At 31.7% G+C, this 16186-nt stretch carries 18 protein-coding genes and 1 pseudogene; 5 read left to right on the top strand and 14 right to left on the bottom strand.

All coding sequences use genetic code 11. The annotated features are described in order from the left end of the window. Positions 1–35: 35 nt before the first annotated feature. The 7 genes and pseudogenes from IF125_RS02970 to IF125_RS02940 form a co-directional block, all read right to left on the bottom strand. Complete coding sequence (locus IF125_RS02970) at positions 36–653, bottom strand: hypothetical protein (protein WP_225541458.1); 618 nt, start codon at positions 651–653, stop codon at positions 36–38. A gap of 50 nt (positions 654–703) precedes the next feature. Beyond that, positions 704–1141: a hypothetical protein gene (locus IF125_RS02965; protein ID WP_225541457.1), complete on the bottom strand. Its 438-nt coding sequence runs from the start codon at positions 1139–1141 to the stop codon at positions 704–706. Between the two features lie 9 nt (positions 1142–1150). Further along, positions 1151–2341: an MFS transporter gene (locus tag IF125_RS02960; RefSeq protein ID WP_225541456.1), complete on the bottom strand. Its 1191-nt coding sequence runs from the start codon at positions 2339–2341 to the stop codon at positions 1151–1153. Positions 2342–2477: 136 nt separating this feature from the next. After that, the gene (locus IF125_RS02955; protein ID WP_225541455.1) at positions 2478–3365 is read right to left on the bottom strand and encodes an alpha/beta hydrolase; all 888 of its coding nucleotides are present in this window, start codon (positions 3363–3365) and stop codon (positions 2478–2480) included. A 188-nt stretch (positions 3366–3553) separates the two neighbouring features. After that, a complete protein-coding gene (locus IF125_RS02950; RefSeq protein WP_225541549.1) occupies positions 3554–3763 on the bottom strand; it encodes a helix-turn-helix domain-containing protein in 210 nt (69 codons plus the stop codon). 267 nt (positions 3764–4030) lie between these two features. Continuing rightward, positions 4031–4579, bottom strand: a pseudogene (locus tag IF125_RS02945) (DUF6266 family protein); the annotation flags it as partial. Positions 4580–4591: 12 nt separating this feature from the next. Continuing rightward, positions 4592–4741, bottom strand: coding sequence for a hypothetical protein (locus tag IF125_RS02940; protein WP_225541453.1), 150 nt, complete (start codon positions 4739–4741; stop codon positions 4592–4594). 414 nt (positions 4742–5155) lie between these two features. Between IF125_RS02940 and IF125_RS02935 the strand changes: the two genes are divergently transcribed. Then, positions 5156–5542, top strand: coding sequence for a hypothetical protein (locus IF125_RS02935; RefSeq protein WP_188319903.1), 387 nt, complete (start codon positions 5156–5158; stop codon positions 5540–5542). Between the two features lie 108 nt (positions 5543–5650). Here the strand turns inward: IF125_RS02935 and IF125_RS02930 are convergent, their stop codons facing one another. Next, a complete protein-coding gene (locus tag IF125_RS02930) occupies positions 5651–6445 on the bottom strand; it encodes an alpha/beta fold hydrolase (RefSeq protein ID WP_171623938.1) in 795 nt (264 codons plus the stop codon). A 570-nt stretch (positions 6446–7015) separates the two neighbouring features. Here IF125_RS02930 and IF125_RS02925 point away from each other — a divergent pair. Beyond that, a complete protein-coding gene (locus IF125_RS02925; protein ID WP_171623939.1) occupies positions 7016–7438 on the top strand; it encodes a PaaI family thioesterase in 423 nt (140 codons plus the stop codon). A 152-nt stretch (positions 7439–7590) separates the two neighbouring features. Beyond that, the gene (locus IF125_RS02920; protein WP_225541452.1) at positions 7591–8505 is read left to right on the top strand and encodes an AEC family transporter; all 915 of its coding nucleotides are present in this window, start codon (positions 7591–7593) and stop codon (positions 8503–8505) included. Here IF125_RS02920 and IF125_RS02915 read toward each other — a convergent pair. Both IF125_RS02915 and IF125_RS02910 read right to left on the bottom strand, forming a co-directional pair. Next, positions 8495–8917: a PH domain-containing protein gene (locus tag IF125_RS02915; protein WP_225541451.1), complete on the bottom strand. Its 423-nt coding sequence runs from the start codon at positions 8915–8917 to the stop codon at positions 8495–8497. The two genes, IF125_RS02920 and IF125_RS02915, sit on opposite strands and share 11 nt — an antisense overlap. Before the next feature lie 39 nt (positions 8918–8956). After that, positions 8957–9703, bottom strand: coding sequence for a dienelactone hydrolase family protein (locus tag IF125_RS02910; protein WP_225541450.1), 747 nt, complete (start codon positions 9701–9703; stop codon positions 8957–8959). A gap of 79 nt (positions 9704–9782) precedes the next feature. Here IF125_RS02910 and IF125_RS02905 point away from each other — a divergent pair, with 79 nt between their 5' ends. Continuing rightward, positions 9783–10199 (top strand): putative signal transducing protein, encoded by a 417-nt coding sequence (locus tag IF125_RS02905; RefSeq protein WP_225541449.1) that lies wholly within the window; start codon positions 9783–9785, stop codon positions 10197–10199. Positions 10200–10257: 58 nt separating this feature from the next. Here IF125_RS02905 and IF125_RS02900 read toward each other — a convergent pair whose 3' ends face one another. The 3 genes from IF125_RS02900 to IF125_RS02890 form a co-directional block, all read right to left on the bottom strand. Then, positions 10258–11256, bottom strand: a complete 999-nt coding sequence (locus IF125_RS02900; RefSeq protein WP_225541448.1) for a beta-ketoacyl-ACP synthase III — start codon at positions 11254–11256, stop codon at positions 10258–10260. A 175-nt stretch (positions 11257–11431) separates the two neighbouring features. Further along, positions 11432–12325 carry a helix-turn-helix domain-containing protein gene (locus IF125_RS02895; RefSeq protein WP_225541447.1) on the bottom strand — a complete coding sequence of 298 codons (894 nt, stop codon included), beginning with the start codon at positions 12323–12325 and terminating at the stop codon, positions 11432–11434. Positions 12326–12427: 102 nt separating this feature from the next. Beyond that, positions 12428–13354, bottom strand: coding sequence for a 2-hydroxyacid dehydrogenase (locus IF125_RS02890; protein WP_225541446.1), 927 nt, complete (start codon positions 13352–13354; stop codon positions 12428–12430). A 140-nt stretch (positions 13355–13494) separates the two neighbouring features. Here IF125_RS02890 and IF125_RS02885 point away from each other — a divergent pair, with 140 nt between their 5' ends. After that, positions 13495–15522 carry a M3 family metallopeptidase gene (locus IF125_RS02885; protein ID WP_225541445.1) on the top strand — a complete coding sequence of 676 codons (2028 nt, stop codon included), beginning with the start codon at positions 13495–13497 and terminating at the stop codon, positions 15520–15522. A gap of 39 nt (positions 15523–15561) precedes the next feature. Here IF125_RS02885 and IF125_RS02880 read toward each other — a convergent pair whose 3' ends face one another. Beyond that, complete coding sequence (locus IF125_RS02880; RefSeq protein ID WP_225541444.1) at positions 15562–16074, bottom strand: GNAT family N-acetyltransferase; 513 nt, start codon at positions 16072–16074, stop codon at positions 15562–15564. Positions 16075–16186 lie beyond the last annotated feature (112 nt).

Genomic DNA, 16186 nt, shown 5'->3' with positions numbered 1-16186 from the left:
GAGATATTTTTAGAACTATAAAATTACCTATTAGTTTACAAATCAGATGGTTTTGGAATATTTAAAAATCCACCTGATATGATAGCTCCAGTTTGTGCAGTTCCTACTTTAACCATAGAGTTGTTAATAACCAATATATCAAAACCCCATTCGTAGGTAGTTTTCGAAACAGGTGCTGCGTCTTTATAATCTGCATAAATTCTCCATGTTCCATCTTTTTGGAAAGTATGTACATCTTTATCAGCAACTGTTAATTTACCAAGTTCTGTTTTAGCAGATCCAGCATCATTAAAAGCACTTGAAACAGTATTAATTGATTGATTGTTTAAACTAACTCCCCCCATTGCTTTACTTGAACTTTGTGCATCATTTAATAATCTAAATTGTGCTGAAGTTACAATAACTGTATAATCCGTAGTAGAAATATTAAGATTAAGATCACTAATCCAGTCCGAATCTTTTAAGCTAATAGTATATTTATAAGTAGTAAAAGGTTTAACTGTACCATTAAAGGCTTCTAAAGTTTTTGTAGTCTGATTCCAATACACAGGTTTAGATGTCGCTGAAGCATTTTCCATAATTGCAATACGTGCATTACCTTGTACATCCAATTTTGCAGTAGGCGTAACTGTTCCAATCCCTAAAAAAAACAAAAAAAGCGACCAACTTGGTCGCTTTTCAAACTATTTATTCATCAGAATTGCTACTCCACTTTCGTAATCTTAAACAATCTGCCATTCATCTCGAACGTATCATTTTCGGATTTACCAACTAATATTTTAGCCAAAGGTGTATGGGTTGACAACACAAATATCTTTTTATTCTCAAAAACAATTTCGCCAAAACTAACCGAAATACAAAAATTACCCATTGTTGTTTCTACATAACTGCCTCGAGAAATGGTTGTATTCTCAATCACTTTTAAAGTAGAAAAAACCTCTTGTTGAATCAAGACTTCATTCAACTGATTCTGAATACGTGTAATTTCTTGTTGCATCATTTCGCGCGATGTTTCGTATTTATCGCCCATACTACTTTTGGTATCGTTGTTCGATATGCGCAAATCCTCAATCAAACCATTCAGATAGTTTATTTTTTCCTCAATCTGCTGTGCTATAAATTCGTATAATGCTGTCTTCATTCTATTTTATTAAATGGTTTGTGGCGTATTTTTAAACTTTAACATATATATTGTTCCCAAAAAACAAATCGCTGCCGAAACATAAATCACCATCGGAATACGGGCAATATAATCCTGAAAATACCATCCTGCACACAATGCTCCAAACCCTATCCCCGCTTCCATCGCAATGTACATAGTTGCCATTGCCTTGCCACGTTCTTCGGGTTTACTAAAATCTATCGTCCATGCATTAAGCGCTGGAGAAAGAATTCCGGTCGAAATTCCATACATCAATCCACCCAAAATTAAACCTATTTTAGCATCTACTGAAGCCAAAATAACCAATGCCATAATGAGCAATACTAAACCTAATTTTATAACCAAAACACGTCCTTTTTGGTCTGATATCTTTCCTGCAAAGAAACGTACTAACATCGAAGAAATGGTAAAAACAATAAAGAAAACACCTTTATTTTGAAAACCTAAATGTTCGGTCCAATCTGGAATTAATGTTAATATAGAGCCATAAGCAATATAAGATAAAAATGTAATCAATGCTGCTGGAAGTGCCTCTTTTGCTACAACTTCATATCGTGAAATTTTCAATAATCCAAACGAAAATTTTTGTTTATTTTGCAACGTTTCTTTCATGTTGAATAAAATCAATATCGATAATAATGCAAAAAAAGAAGAAGTAAAAAACATAACATTAATCGAAGAATATAATGTAATCGTACTTCCTAAAGCTGGTCCAATTGCCATTCCGATACTGAAACAAATCCCATGCAATCCCAAAGCTTCGCCCCAACGTTCGCGCGGAATAATATCTGCAATATAGGCTGCTGTTGCAGTGGGTTTAAAACCTGTCGAAAAACCATGCACCAATCGCAAGAACAAAAAGCCCGAAACAGTTGTCAAAATAGGATATAATATTCCACACAAAAAACAGACAAACGAACCGACTGCCATAATGGGAACACGACCAACTTTGTCGGTTAATTTCCCACTAAAAGGTCTCGAAATTCCTGCGGTTAAAGTAAACAAAGCAATAATAAACCCCTTGTATTCTGCTCCTCCCAAACTACTCAAATAAGCAGGGAGCTCTGGAATCATCATATTAAAACTCGCCGCAAATAGCAACGAACTCAAACACATTAAGATAAACTGAAGATTATAAACGGGATCTGAATTTAGTTTTTTCTTGATCGCAGAAAGCATAACGGATATTTTTGCAAAGGTAATTTATCTCAATGGAAACCTCCTCGTTTATAGTAAAAGGAAATGAAGAAAAATACAAATATACTCTACAACTAAAGCTAGTATTTATGAGCTCTATTTAGTTATGAATAATATTCTAACACACTTCATTTATATGACAAATTAGTTGATTAAGATCAACCTTAGCTTCTTTCATAACGGGTAGTAAGGGCCAAATATGCGGCATCTCTTTTCCTATTATTATTTCGTGAGCTACTTTTTCTTTGTTCAATTCTGATAAAAAAATAAGTTGATCTGGATAAGTTATATCATTTTCAGCTATGTATAAATATGTTTTTGGGAAAAGTCTAAAAGCTCCATTTATTGGCGAAATTCTAACATCATTCAAATTATCCGAACACATACTTTTAGCACTCAAAACTCCTACTTTAGATAACATGATATCTTTTTTATCAACCTCATTTATTTTTTTATTTTTTAGCGTAGCATCCAAAACAGGCGAAATAAGAATCAATTTAGAAGGAAGCTTTCTATCGTTTACAACTAACCTTTGTGTAAGCGATAATACTAAAGTGGCACCTACCGAATCACCCATTAATATAATATTCATGCTTTTATAGCTAATTAATGCTTTTTGGTAAATTTTATCAATATTTATGGATATTTCATCTATTTTATTTTCAGGTGCTTTTGGATATATACACATCCAAATATTAACATTTGTTTTTTTAGAGATTGATTCTATCGTGTCCCAATGATGTTGCATAGGTCCTGACACAAATGCACCTCCATGAAGATAAATCAACAACTTATCCGTTTTATTTCTTTTTTCTATTTGAGTGACTTTTGTATCTAATACCGAAAAAGTTGAAATTTTATCCGTCTTATAAAATCTACTATTAGGTGAATAAACGTCATTTTTTCTTAATCTCAAATAATCAATAGGAGATACTGAAAAGGTATTCTTAATTCCTTTTAATTTAATTACAAGTATCGTCAAATAATAGGTAAAACTTTTATTCATAACATATTTTTAGAAAAATCTATAAGAATGTAGTATAAGACACTTAATTTCAATATATTCATATCACACAACTAATTTAACAGAAAAGATTATACAATAAGTTTTTACAAAATTTATTGTATAATTTATGATAATTAAACACTATTATAATAATTTACACCCAACCACATCTCTTACAAAAAAAGCTCCTAATTAAGAGCTTTTTGTTTAAAGAATTGCATTGGATAATAATACTTATTCCCGACTTTAAAATAAGGAATTTTGTTCATTTTCCTCATACGATACAATGTTATATCACTCACGTTAAGTAAACGTTTTAGATCTGCGTTATCATAGAATTTTTGATTTTCTCTTAACAATAGAAGAGTTCTTTGTAATTCCAGTAGTAGAAGTTTCATTTCCTTAAATGCCTCTCCATTTTTTTGTAAAAATAGGTGATCATCCATCTAATATTAAAATTAATATAAAGTACCAACTTACAACATAATCACCTAAATTCCAAATGTTTAATACAAAAAATTATATCTACATCGAGAGATAAAAAAATCAAGAGAACATAATAAACAAGAATTCATCTGTTCGAGTAACATTCGATTTAGTGTAAAAATAAAATTGTATCGAAAATAAATTTTTATGTCAAAAACCTTTTTCACGATACAATTTTCTTACACAACTTCGCTCAAAATAACGTTTCTTATTGCTATTCTCAGCCTGTCAAAAAATCTAAACAGCACGTATTCTACCGTATGTTCTCCAAGATAAATACTTGTACTCGACATTCCCTTTAGCTGATTGTTTAGGAACGTCCAAAAATTAACCTTTTTACCATTAAAATTTGTAGGTAATTGAATATTAGCACTCGAACCTCCACGAGATTCTATACTATGATAAACTTCAAATATATCCAGTTCTTCACAGTAACAAACAACATTTACGATATCCGTACCTTTTGCATTTCCTTGCCCCGAATTATCTTCCCATTGCAATTCAAAACTATCAACAGCAGAAGGCACTAAAGTAGGTCGCAAAAAACCAACCAGATCGCCCTTTGATACCAATATGCGCTCCATTACGATAACAGCTAAGTCATCTACCACGTCCAAGGCATTGCTTATGGTATAAGACACCGCCAAGTTATAGCGAGAATGTACACCAGTTTTGTTCCCAAAATATTCGTTAAGAAGAATACGAATTGGCTGCAAAAATTTGACAGCTTTCTTAAACTTTTATCGTTGCAACAATTGCAAATCAGTAGGTGCTTTATTATTTGACTTTGGAAAACTACGGATAATATCCTTTCCACGCCAGTTTGCACCTACTACGGTTCCTACTTTTCCAGAGAAACCACCTAAAATTTCTTTTTTAATTTCGGCCATAATATTACATTTTTAAAATTAATAATCTTAAAGTTAACATTAGATTAGATAGGATTTACAAAAACACATTTTGATGTCCGAATTTGTCCTGTTTTGTCCACATTTGTCCATCGACTTTTTATACAATAACCATTTTGAGCAATTTCTAATTCCTTGCAAACCCTTTTTTCATCACATATAGAGAGGAAATGTATTTTTGGTCGATTTTGGTTTTGTTCGACTTTCGTTCGAGGATGCTTCGAGGATTGTTCGACAAACCATAGGAAAAAAGCACCTTTTCCCGAACAATTGTCGAAGAAAAATTGTAGGATTGTAGTTTTGAGGTAGAAGAAAGTATATTGGTTTTTTGATGTATTTGAATATCTTGCATTAAAATAACTTATAATTCACTATAATATATACATGCTTTATATTATGAAACACACAAATATTGAGACAGAACTTATCTTTTTAGAATTATTAAATTCCGATAAAGAATTAGATATTATTTTAAATCATCCTACAGAATTCCCAAGTGAGTTAATTGAAAAGTTATCTATTTTAATTGCAATTAAATATTGGAATAAAGATATAGACTATTACGATGCTAACGAAATGATTTGTAAAATTTATGGATATTGGATTACAAATGAATTATTTTTTAATAACTATGCTTTTCCTGATATTTCTTGGGATTGTTATAATGCATTTGATGCTGGTGAATATCACCATAAAGAAGATAATGAAATGGTTGATCCTATTGATAAATATACAAATTCTGAAATTGAAACACTTTTAAAAAAGATACAAATCATTAAATAAACTACTTATTAAATCATTTACTCATCATTTCATTTTTAAATGATGCTACTTTTAATTTTAAATACGTAATATGAAATATAAAAAGCTCCTTCACAGGAGCTTTTTGGTTTATGCGACATTATTAATGTATTCTTTTTCGAGGATACCGTCTACTATTTTTTCGACTTTGTCGATGTTGTGTTTTAATAATTCGTTGTCTTCTATTTGTTGTATTTCATGAAACTGTACATGTTTATTAAACTCTTGCAGTTTAGCATAATATCGTTTTAGTTCTGCTTTATTAAAAAGGTTACCTTCTTTTACATAAATGACATGTATTTTCGATTTGATGTATTGAGAAACTTCCAAAATATCTCCTCTGTTACGTGAAATATCTATCGAATAGAAAATAGATTTTAGGTACTCACTTTTTGCAGTGGGTTCTTTTTCTAACCAATCTGTTGTCTTAGGACTTGCTGCAATCGGAATGATGTTCAACACCTTATTTGGAAACAGACACGCCATTTCCCATGCTATTCCTCCACCTAAATCTGCACCAATAATGGCAAAAATTTCCTGTACTTCCAATTCAAATAACGTTAACCAAAACAACACTGCCACATCTCGTGCTGTAATGTGATCGCGCGGAATATAGTCGTATTTAATGGTTTCGGAAATGCCATTTCCAGGAATATCAATACTAATTACCGTATATTCATTCAAATCAATTGCTTTGTTTTTTCCCATTACACCATCCCAATGATAGGTACAATCTGAATCTCCGTGCAAGGAATGGTTAATCAAAATAATAGGAGCTGTACCTAATGGTAGTCCAAATAATTGAAATGTTACCGAAACATTGTTTAAGATTGTGTTGTCCTCTAAGGGCCAAACTGGAAGTGTTAATTGTTGTAAACTTTGCATTGTTATTTAATTTTATAGGGGTAATTGTTGTTTTAGTTTAATTTTAAAAAAAATCCCCATCGAAGTTCGACAGGGAATTATAAAGTATAGTAAAAAATAAAATCTTTCTTTTTAGCATACATGATATTCCCACGTTTGGATAGTCCAAACCTGTTTGCAAATCGACATATGTAAAGGTGTTAATTTCATTTTTTAAATACTTTATTACCCAAATTTATAAAACATTTTTCGGTAAACAGTTAATTTTATGTGAAACTTTTGTAAAATTTTCTATATAAAGTTAGTTATATACTTCTATTGCTTGAAAAAAAAACGTCATTTTTGATCTCATTTCAAAATCGCATTAAAAAAAGAAATGTAGATAGAGAATAGAATTTTAAGTGCTAAATCTTTATAGTTTGACTCTACTATTGGCGATTTTAAAATAAGGTGCTTTCTATTAAAAGCTGTTTGGACTATTCTAAACGCTTAGAAGGACAAAATTATCAGAGAAGAAAACTTAAGTAACATAAGAGTTTAACGTTAATTTGCTTTTGACAAATCTCTATATTTGTTGAAAGTATATTTTTTATGACACCAGAAAAAAGAAAGTTAATAGAAGCAAGTTTTAATCGTTCGGAAACATTAAAATTCTATAACGCTTTATTGATTGAATGTGAAACTGATTATGTTTCTATCAAGATACCGAAACAAGAGATGATGACGCGTAAACATGGGATGTTTAATGGTGCAATGATTGCTTCTTTGGTTGATGTTTCTTCTGGGTATGCAGCTGTTTCGCATTATGAGGATGATTGTTATGTGGTAACCGTAGAACTAAAGGTAAATTATTTGAGACCAGCATTGGGCGATTATTTATTGTCGAAAGCGTATGTGATAAAAGGTGGAAAAAAGATAAGTACCATACGAACAGAGGTATATGTTGTAAACGAAGAAACTGGGAAAGAAACACATGCAGCTACATCTTTGGTCACGATGATGAGAATAAAATAGTCGTTTAGTGAATGATTTAAAATTCAACAAAGCCATTTTTAAATACAATAAATTAAATATATCTAATCAAGACATTTTATAAAAAATAAACATCGAATTAGAAAAATGTTTTTTAATTCCAATTGTAAATTTGCACTCTAATTTTCACGAAAATGACCAATTTTATTTTAATTGCAGTTTGTATAATCGCTGGAATGGTTTTTAAAGCCACCAAATCTATTCATCCCGATGCACATAAAGGGATTAACACATGGATATTATATTTGGCTTTACCGGCGGTTTCGTTTAAATATTTGCCGAAGGTAGAATGGTCGCAAGAAATGCTTTTCCCTATTCTTTCTACAGTTGTAATTGCGGTAGGAAGTTTGTTTTATATGAAGTTCTACAGCAAAGCAAAAGGGTATTCTGAACGTTCGCAACGTTCGTTAGAGTTGGCGAGTGGTTATAGCAATACTTCATTCATCGGTTTTCCATTGATTTCGGCATTTTATGGTGAACAATATTTGAGTATTGCGATTATTTGCGATCAAACGATGTTTTTGTGTTTGTCTACAATCGGAATTGTATCAGCCTTAAAAGGTGGTAGTAACGGTTCTGGAACAATTAGTTCTTCCTTTATTTTGAAACGATTGTTTACCTTCCCTCCTTTTTTGGGTTGTATCAGTGCATTGATTTTGTCACAATTTGTCGACTTATCTCCAACCGAACCTTTCTTTGATAAATTGGCTGCAACAGTTGGTCCTTTAGCTTTATTTTCGGTTGGATTACAATTAAAATTTAATGGTTGGAGAAAGTTATGGTCTCAAATCTCGATGTCGATGGTCTACAAACTGATGATTGCACCTGCCGTTGTGATGCTTTTAGCCCTTGTAATTGGTATAAAAGGTGATGTAGCAAAAATCTCTATTTTCGAGGCTGCAATGCCAACTTTAGTAACCTCGAGTATCATTGCAGAGCAGTTTAAACTCAACACTAAATTAACCAATTTGATTATTGGAATTAGTATTATTGTTGGGTTCTTTACCGCTGCTTTTTGGTATGAGATGATAGAATTGTTTATTGTGTAATGATAATATCTTGATTAATTTTCAACAGATCTGAAATAAGTTCATTATTATTTTCTGGTGCCAAATATATTTCATCATACATATTGTATTTTATAATAATACCTTTTGTTGATAAAGCAGGTTTTATTCCACTCCACATCGTTTTACCATTTTTAATTTCTTTAATACTTAAAATTTCAATTTTTCCTTTTAGAAATCCAGAACAGTAAAACAACTCTTTATTCTCTATTCTATATGATGTGTTAAAATAAATCCAAAATATAAAAATTAAAGGGAGGAATAAAGGGATTAAAATAAGTGGCTCTTCCATAAAGATTGTAGAGTTTATCAAAAAGATAATTATTGGAAATAAAACTGACCCTACTAATAAATAATTAATAAATCCTTTTCTATTTGCTTTATAAACTTTCATTAAATAATTCTTTAATTTACATTACACTTATTTTGTATTCTATTTCAAAAGCTCTTTCAAAAACAACAAAGTGTGTTGCCACGCTCTGATTGCCATTTGTTTATTATAATCTGGTGATTCTGGGTTTGTAAAGGTATGTTTGGAATTGGCATAGGTAATCATTTGCCAATCTGTATTTCCTGCATTCATTTCGATTATCAAATTCGATATATCTTCTTGTTTTACCGATTCGTCTTCTGCTGGATGCTCTATTAAAATTTTTGTTTTTAATGGTAGATTTTCTCGAACTGTATCTTTTGCCAATCCTCCATGAATAGAAACTACACCAAGCACCGGTAACTGAGCACGCGCTGCTTCTAAAGCACCTGTACCACCAAAACAATAACCAATTACTGCAATTTTGTTTGGATCGGCACCCGCTTCAATTAACTGTTGTAAAGCTAATTCAATTCGTTTTTGATACGCGCTATAATCTGTCTTATATTTCCCTGCAATTTTAGCTGCCTCTGCATTGTTAGTTGGATAATTACCTTCGCCATAAATGTCTGCAATAAATGCTATATATCCCTCTTTTGACAAGTCTAATGCAGCTTGTTTTGCTTCATTATCTGCACCTTTCCAAGCAGGAAGAATCAAAACTCCTGGCAATTTATTCGTCTCATTTTCCGTGACTAAACCATTTAGTTTTTGCATACCATCTTTGTAAACAACTTGTTTTAGGTTTTGTGCATTTGCTGTGTTCATCAGTAATACGATTAAAAATAAATATTGAATAATAGTCTTCATCTTCTAAAAATATTAGAACATTAAGTTAAAAAGAACTAATTTTATAAACGATACGAATTGAATATTTAACACAATTATTATGGAACTAATTACATTAAAAACATTTGAAACTCCGATTGAAGCGCATATTTTACGTTCGAAATTGGAAAGTGAAAATATAGATGCATTTGTTTTTGATGAACATTCGGTTGGAATAAATCAGTTCTTGTCTAATGCAATAGGTGGCGTAAAAGTGAAGATAAAAGAAGAAGACACTGCCCGTGCTATGAAGGTTTTGGATGAGATTAACGCAACTGATTATACGAATGATTTAGATGAAATTATCGTCTGTCCGAAATGTGGTAGCAAAGCGTATTATAGTTATTTCAAATCAATGAAAGGAAGAAAAGGTTTGCTTTCGTTATTATCTTCTATCCTCTTTTGGGCGTACCCTATTTACTACAAAAATGTTTTTAAATGTAAAAAGTGTGGAGAAGAATTTGATGGATTACAGTAAAAAAAGAACGACAAAAATTGCCGTTCTTTTAGAACAAAAAATATATGAATTTTATCGATTAGATAGTCCAGCGCAATAAGCTTGCTCCCCAAGAGAAACCTGCTCCAAATGCTGTCAACATCAATAAATCTCCTTTCTTTAATTTTGATGTATTTTCCCAAATACATAACGGTATAGTGGCTGCGATTGTGTTTCCGTAGTTTTCTATATTGATTAACGTTTTACCCTCTTCAATATTAATTTCGTTTCCTACAGCGTCAATAATTCGTTTATTCGCTTGATGCGGAACTAACCAATTCACATCTTCTACCGAAAAATCATTTCGTTTTAACACATTTATACAGGTATCGCTCATTGATTGAATGGCATTTTTGAAAACAATTTTACCATCTTGTCTGATATAACGCTTCTCATCTACCAATAACTGCGAACTTGCAGGATATAAAGATCCTCCTCCTTCGATGTTTAAGAATTCTTTTCCAGTTCCGTTGCTTAACAACAAGGCATCTAAAATTCCTTCTTCGTTTGTTGGTTCAAGCCAAACAACACCCGCACCGTCACCAAATAAGATATTCGTCGAACGATCTTTGATGTCTACATACGCACTAATTTTGTCTGCACCAATCACCAAGACATTCTTGTAACGATTGCTTTCAATCAACGAAGCACCCATATCGAGCGCATATAAAAATCCAGAACAAGCTGCATTCATGTCAAATGCCCATACATTCTCTATTGCTAATTTTTCGCAAACGATATTTGCCGTTGCAGGCATCAGCATATCAGGTGTAGAAGTAGCGACAATTAATGCATCAACATCTTTGATGTCTTTTTGGTAAGTTTCAAGTAAGTTATGAATCGCACGAACTGCCATATCAGAAGTTGCTAAACCTTCCTCTAAAATTCGTCGTTCTTTAATTCCTGTTCTTTTTACAATCCATTCATCAGAAGTATCTGTAATTTTTTCTAAATCAGAATTAGTTCGTTTATTTTCTGGCACATAACCTCCAATTGCTGAAATATGTGCAAATATTTTTTTTGTAAAATCTACCTTCATAAAATTCTTTTCAATCAAACTTTAAGAAAATAACGTCTACAAAAAGACGCATCATTCAAAATTTGAGCAACAAAGGTCTATCCAATTTACGAAATCAGTTAGCACAATAAACGTAATAATATGTCAAAAAGACGTTTTAAGAAGATTTTAAAATTGTATTGATTTACGTCAATAATTAGGTTGAAGCTATAAAAGTTGTAGGAGAAATGCCTGCATAATTTTTGAAAAATTTACTAAAAACCGAAGTGTCAATAAAGTTCAATTCAGTTACAACATCAGAAACACTATGTTTTGGGTTTTTCAATAAAACTTTAGCTTCCAATATAATAGCTTCTGCAATAATTTGTTTTGGGGATTTATTAAAGACTTCGACAATAATTTTAGTCAAATGCTTTCGGCTGATAAACATTTCATCTGCATAAAACTGTACATTGCGTTGACGTCGAAAATGCGTCGAAACCAGATACAAAAACTGTTTTGCTAACTCTTCTTTTCTGACTTCTTTCGTTGCGCTTTTAGCTGTTACTGCTTGGTTATAATAATTTCCCATTTCATACATTAGGACAGAAAAATGATGTAAAACCAAATCTTTTGCGAAGATATTATCGTTTTTTATCGTGTATTTACTGATTTTATTCAAATTATAACGCATATCACGTACAATTTTTTTATCTAATGAAATTATTTTAGGATACTTAGACGACAAAAATTCAACCAGATTATGTGATTTCACATGGAATCCAGCTTCTATAATCAAATCCGAATCAATAAAGATCGCTTGTACTGCAAAATCAGCCGAATGTTCTATAATTTCGAATAACTGACCTGGTAAAACTACAATAATATCATCACGTTTAATCAACGTTGGTTCTAAATTAACCGTGATTTCGCATGTTCCTGCTGTAATTAAAATCAACCCAAGTGACGTAAATTTATAGGGTTTACGTTTTACAAAATAATAGTTATTTTCTGGACCTACATCAAATATTGCTAACCGACGATCAGTTGCCTCTTCTTTGTAAGTTCTTAATATATTATCAATTGAATAAAGTTGAATATAGTCACTCATTTTTGAATTGTCATTTTTACAACTACAATGTTAAAAGATTTTTTTGACAAGTAAAAACTTAAAAGCGTCTTTTTAACAAAACATTACGTCATTTTGATGAAATTAATAGCCTTTATCCAACGATACTTCGTTTTCTAACGTTTCCATATTTTTCAGTTTCTTATAGTTAGTAGCTACTTGTTGTAAAGCTGTCGTTGCATTAGTAACACTCGCAATATGAGGCGTTATGTATATATTTTTATTCGACCAAAACGGGTGATTTTCTGGTAATGGTTCTTCTCTGAATACATCTAAATAGGCTTCTTTTATCTGCTTTTCATCAATAGCAATTAATAAATCCTTTTCGACCAAATGAGCGCCTCGACCAACATTGATTAAAACGGTTTGTTTAGAACATTGATTAAAAAACTTATAATTTAAAATACTTTCTGTCTCAGTTGTCAACGGTAAAATATTTACTATAAAATCTGTATTCGCAATAGCAGAATTCAAACCTTCTTTACCTACAAAAGTCTCTACTCCATTTATATTCTTCTGAGAATTTGACCAACCTTTTACGCGAAAACCTAAGGCAACAAAACGTTCTGCAACCAGTTTTCCTATCTCACCTAATCCCAATATGGTAATAGTCGTTTCATGAATACTTGTATAATTTTTTGGAATCCATTTCTGTTGAAGCTGATTTTTATGATACGTCAATAGATTTTTCATTGATGTCATTATACACGCCAACACATGCTCAAACATCTCTTGTTTCAAAGCTGAATCCACGATGCGCGTTACCTTTACAGAATCAGGAATTTCTGTATGCAATAAATGATCAATACCAGCTCCCACAGATTGAACAACTTTCAAATTTGGAAACTCTTTTATATAATCCTTGTGCGGTTTCCAAGTCGCTATAAATTCTACATCTTCAGGGTTTGAAATAATTGGGTAAACTTCGACTTTTGTTTCTGGCAATAATTTCTGCAAATTTCTTTGCCATTCCTCTGTTGGTTTTTGATTAAATAATAAGGCTACACTCATAATTGATTACTTTTAAAACAAATTTACTCTTCTCGAAATTAATCTCCCATTAAATTTGACGATTTGTCAGATTCTTTACATTTGGATTAGATTTTGAAAGAGCTAAAACAATTATATTTTAAACTAAAAATACACTATAAATGACGAATCCGCTATTAGAAAAATTTGAAACACCTTTTGAAAGTGCTCCTTTTTCTAAAATCAAAAATGATGATTACAAACCTGCATTTATTCAGGCAATTGATGAAGCAAAAGCAGAAATTGATGCCATTACTTCAAATCCAGAAGCTCCTACTTTCGAAAATACAATTGAGGCAATGGAACTTTCGGGCGAAAAGTTAGGTCGAATTTCTTCAATCTTTTTCAATTTAAATTCAGCAGAAACAAATGATGAAATTCAACAAATTGCGCAAGAAGTTTCGCCATTATTATCTGAATTTGGGAATGATGTACGCTTGAATCAAGATTTATTTGAACGAATTAAAGTTGTTTATAATCAAAAAGATTCGCTAAAACTAACAGAAGAGCAAGCTTATTTATTGGAGAAAAAATACAAAGGTTTTTCGAGAAATGGAGCAAACCTGAACGAAGAAGATAAAAATAAACTTCGCGAAATTGATAAACAATTAGCCATGCTTTCGTTACAATTTGGGCAAAATGTATTAGCAGAAACCAATGCATACGAATTGATAATCACAGATGAAAATGACTTGAAAGGTTTACCTCAATATGTCATCGATCAAGCAAAAGCAGATGCTGAACAAAAAAAATACGAAGGGTGGTTAATTACATTGCACGCACCAAGTTACATTCCGTTTATGCAATATGCTGAAAATCGTGAATTGAGAGAAAAATTATTTAGAGCAAATGGTGTAAAAGCCTATCAAAATAATGAATACAACAACGAAAAAAATGTCAAGAATATTGTAAAACTTCGTCAAGAACGCGCTAAAATATTAGGGTACAAAACGCATGCTGATTATGTTTTAGAAGAACGTATGGCTAAAAAACCTGAAACGGTTTTAGATTTCTTACATGATTTATTAACGAAGGCAAAACCCTTTGCAGAAAAAGAAATCAAAGAATTAGCTGCCTTTGCAAAAGAAGTTGACGGGATTGAAACTTTACAACGTTGGGATCATGGATATTATGCAGAGAAATTGAAACAGAAAAAATTTAGCCTTTCTGATGAAGAATTGAAACCTTATTTTCAATTAGAAAATGTCATTCAAGGTGCTTTTGATGTTGCAACAAAATTATATGGAATTACGTTCAAAGAAATTCAGACTATAGATAAATACAATGAGGACGTTACGACTTACGAAGTCTTAGATAAAAATGGGGAATTCTTGAGTTTATTGTATGCAGATTTCTTCCCTCGTTCAGGAAAACGCCCAGGAGCTTGGATGACAAGTTATAGAGAGGCTTCTAATGTACATGGTAATTCGAAACAACCACACATATCAATAGTATGTAATTTTACAAAACCTACAAAAGATACACCGTCATTATTGACATTTCAGGAAGTAACAACATTGTTCCACGAATTTGGACATGCATTACACGGAATGTTACCTAACACAACTTACGAAAGTCTATCTGGAACAAATGTATATTGGGATTTTGTAGAATTACCTTCTCAATTTTATGAAAACTTTTGTTATGAACCAGAAGCATTGAAGTTATTTGCTAAACATTATAAAACAGGTAAAATTATTCCACAAGAATTAATAGACAAAGTGCGTGAGTCTTCTACCTTTATGGAAGGTTATCAAACGGTTCGTCAATTGAGTTTTGGATTATTGGATATGGCTTATCACGCAAATGATTTAGTAGAAATTAATGATTTACAACAATTTGAAAAAGCAACATTCAAACAAACCGAATTATATCCAGAAGTAGATAAAAATATAATGAGTACATCTTTTTCTCATATTTTCCAAGGAGGCTATTCGTCTGGTTATTATTCCTATAAATGGGCCGAAGTTTTAGATGCTGATGCATTTGCCTTTTTCCAAGAAACTGGAATTTTTAACCAAGAAACAGCACGCAAATTCTATCAATTATTATCGTCTGGTGGCACAGTAGAACCGATGAAATTATACGAAGAATTTAGAGGACACAAACCTACAGCTGATGCTTTATTAAAGCGAGCTGGATTAGTATAATTATTATAAATCCGACTGAAATTTCAGTCGGATTTATTTTTATAATAATTTCTCATAAGCTTTTCTTGGATCTCCATCGTAATGCACTTCTCCACAATATTCATAACCTAATTTTTCCAAAATTCTCAACATCGAAAGATTATCAAAATTTGTATCAACCTTTATACTATGAATGCCTTTGAGCAAAGCAATGTGTTCTACTTCTTTCATAGTCCACGTTCCAATTCCTTTTATCGAAACATCTTGTGCAATAGCCAAACGATGAATAACAAGATAAGGTTTATCGCTTAACCAACTACCTACTAAATTATTATAAGCAGGCTCTTCACGATCAATCAAAGCCAAATACCCAATAATCAAATGGAGTTCATCCACAATAACATATCCATAACCATTGATCAAATCATCCTTAATCACCTCTTTATTTGGATAGCCATTCTGCCATTGCTCACTCCCCTCCTCTTTTCTTTTGTGAATTGCCTGTTGTAGAATATCCCAAATTCTATCCAAATCTACATTTACTGCTTTTCTAAACGAAAGAATTTCTTTCATAAAATAATTTATATACTCAAATATAATATTTTCTGGGCGTTCCCTCGCCAACAAAATTATAATTAAATAGTAAAAAATTCCTACGCTCGGTCGGGCTATCCGCTGCAATCTT

Origin of the sequence: Empedobacter stercoris (assembly GCF_020281205.1) — a bacterium.
GTDB classification, from domain to species: Bacteria; Bacteroidota; Bacteroidia; order Flavobacteriales; family Weeksellaceae; genus Empedobacter; species Empedobacter stercoris.
This window is presented reverse-complemented; position numbering and strand designations above follow the sequence as displayed.

Excerpts from the sequence above, each read along its gene's own strand:
- IF125_RS02965 (WP_225541457.1), bottom strand. The coding sequence starts at position 1,141 with ATGAAGACAGCATTATACGAATTTATAGCACAGCAGATTGAGGAAAAA.
- IF125_RS02960 (WP_225541456.1), bottom strand. The coding sequence starts at position 2,341 with ATGCTTTCTGCGATCAAGAAAAAACTAAATTCAGATCCCGTTTATAAT.
- IF125_RS02955 (WP_225541455.1), bottom strand. The coding sequence starts at position 3,365 with ATGAATAAAAGTTTTACCTATTATTTGACGATACTTGTAATTAAATTA.
- IF125_RS02950 (WP_225541549.1), bottom strand. The coding sequence starts at position 3,763 with ATGAAACTTCTACTACTGGAATTACAAAGAACTCTTCTATTGTTAAGA.
- IF125_RS02940 (WP_225541453.1), bottom strand. The coding sequence starts at position 4,741 with ATGGCCGAAATTAAAAAAGAAATTTTAGGTGGTTTCTCTGGAAAAGTA.
- IF125_RS02935 (WP_188319903.1), top strand. The coding sequence starts at position 5,156 with ATGAAACACACAAATATTGAGACAGAACTTATCTTTTTAGAATTATTA.
- IF125_RS02930 (WP_171623938.1), bottom strand. The coding sequence starts at position 6,445 with ATGCAAAGTTTACAACAATTAACACTTCCAGTTTGGCCCTTAGAGGAC.
- IF125_RS02925 (WP_171623939.1), top strand. The coding sequence starts at position 7,016 with ATGACACCAGAAAAAAGAAAGTTAATAGAAGCAAGTTTTAATCGTTCG.
- IF125_RS02920 (WP_225541452.1), top strand. The coding sequence starts at position 7,591 with ATGACCAATTTTATTTTAATTGCAGTTTGTATAATCGCTGGAATGGTT.
- IF125_RS02915 (WP_225541451.1), bottom strand. The coding sequence starts at position 8,917 with ATGAAAGTTTATAAAGCAAATAGAAAAGGATTTATTAATTATTTATTA.
- IF125_RS02910 (WP_225541450.1), bottom strand. The coding sequence starts at position 9,703 with ATGAAGACTATTATTCAATATTTATTTTTAATCGTATTACTGATGAAC.
- IF125_RS02905 (WP_225541449.1), top strand. The coding sequence starts at position 9,783 with ATGGAACTAATTACATTAAAAACATTTGAAACTCCGATTGAAGCGCAT.
- IF125_RS02900 (WP_225541448.1), bottom strand. The coding sequence starts at position 11,256 with ATGAAGGTAGATTTTACAAAAAAAATATTTGCACATATTTCAGCAATT.
- IF125_RS02895 (WP_225541447.1), bottom strand. The coding sequence starts at position 12,325 with ATGAGTGACTATATTCAACTTTATTCAATTGATAATATATTAAGAACT.
- IF125_RS02890 (WP_225541446.1), bottom strand. The coding sequence starts at position 13,354 with ATGAGTGTAGCCTTATTATTTAATCAAAAACCAACAGAGGAATGGCAA.
- IF125_RS02885 (WP_225541445.1), top strand. The coding sequence starts at position 13,495 with ATGACGAATCCGCTATTAGAAAAATTTGAAACACCTTTTGAAAGTGCT.
- IF125_RS02880 (WP_225541444.1), bottom strand. The coding sequence starts at position 16,074 with ATGAAAGAAATTCTTTCGTTTAGAAAAGCAGTAAATGTAGATTTGGAT.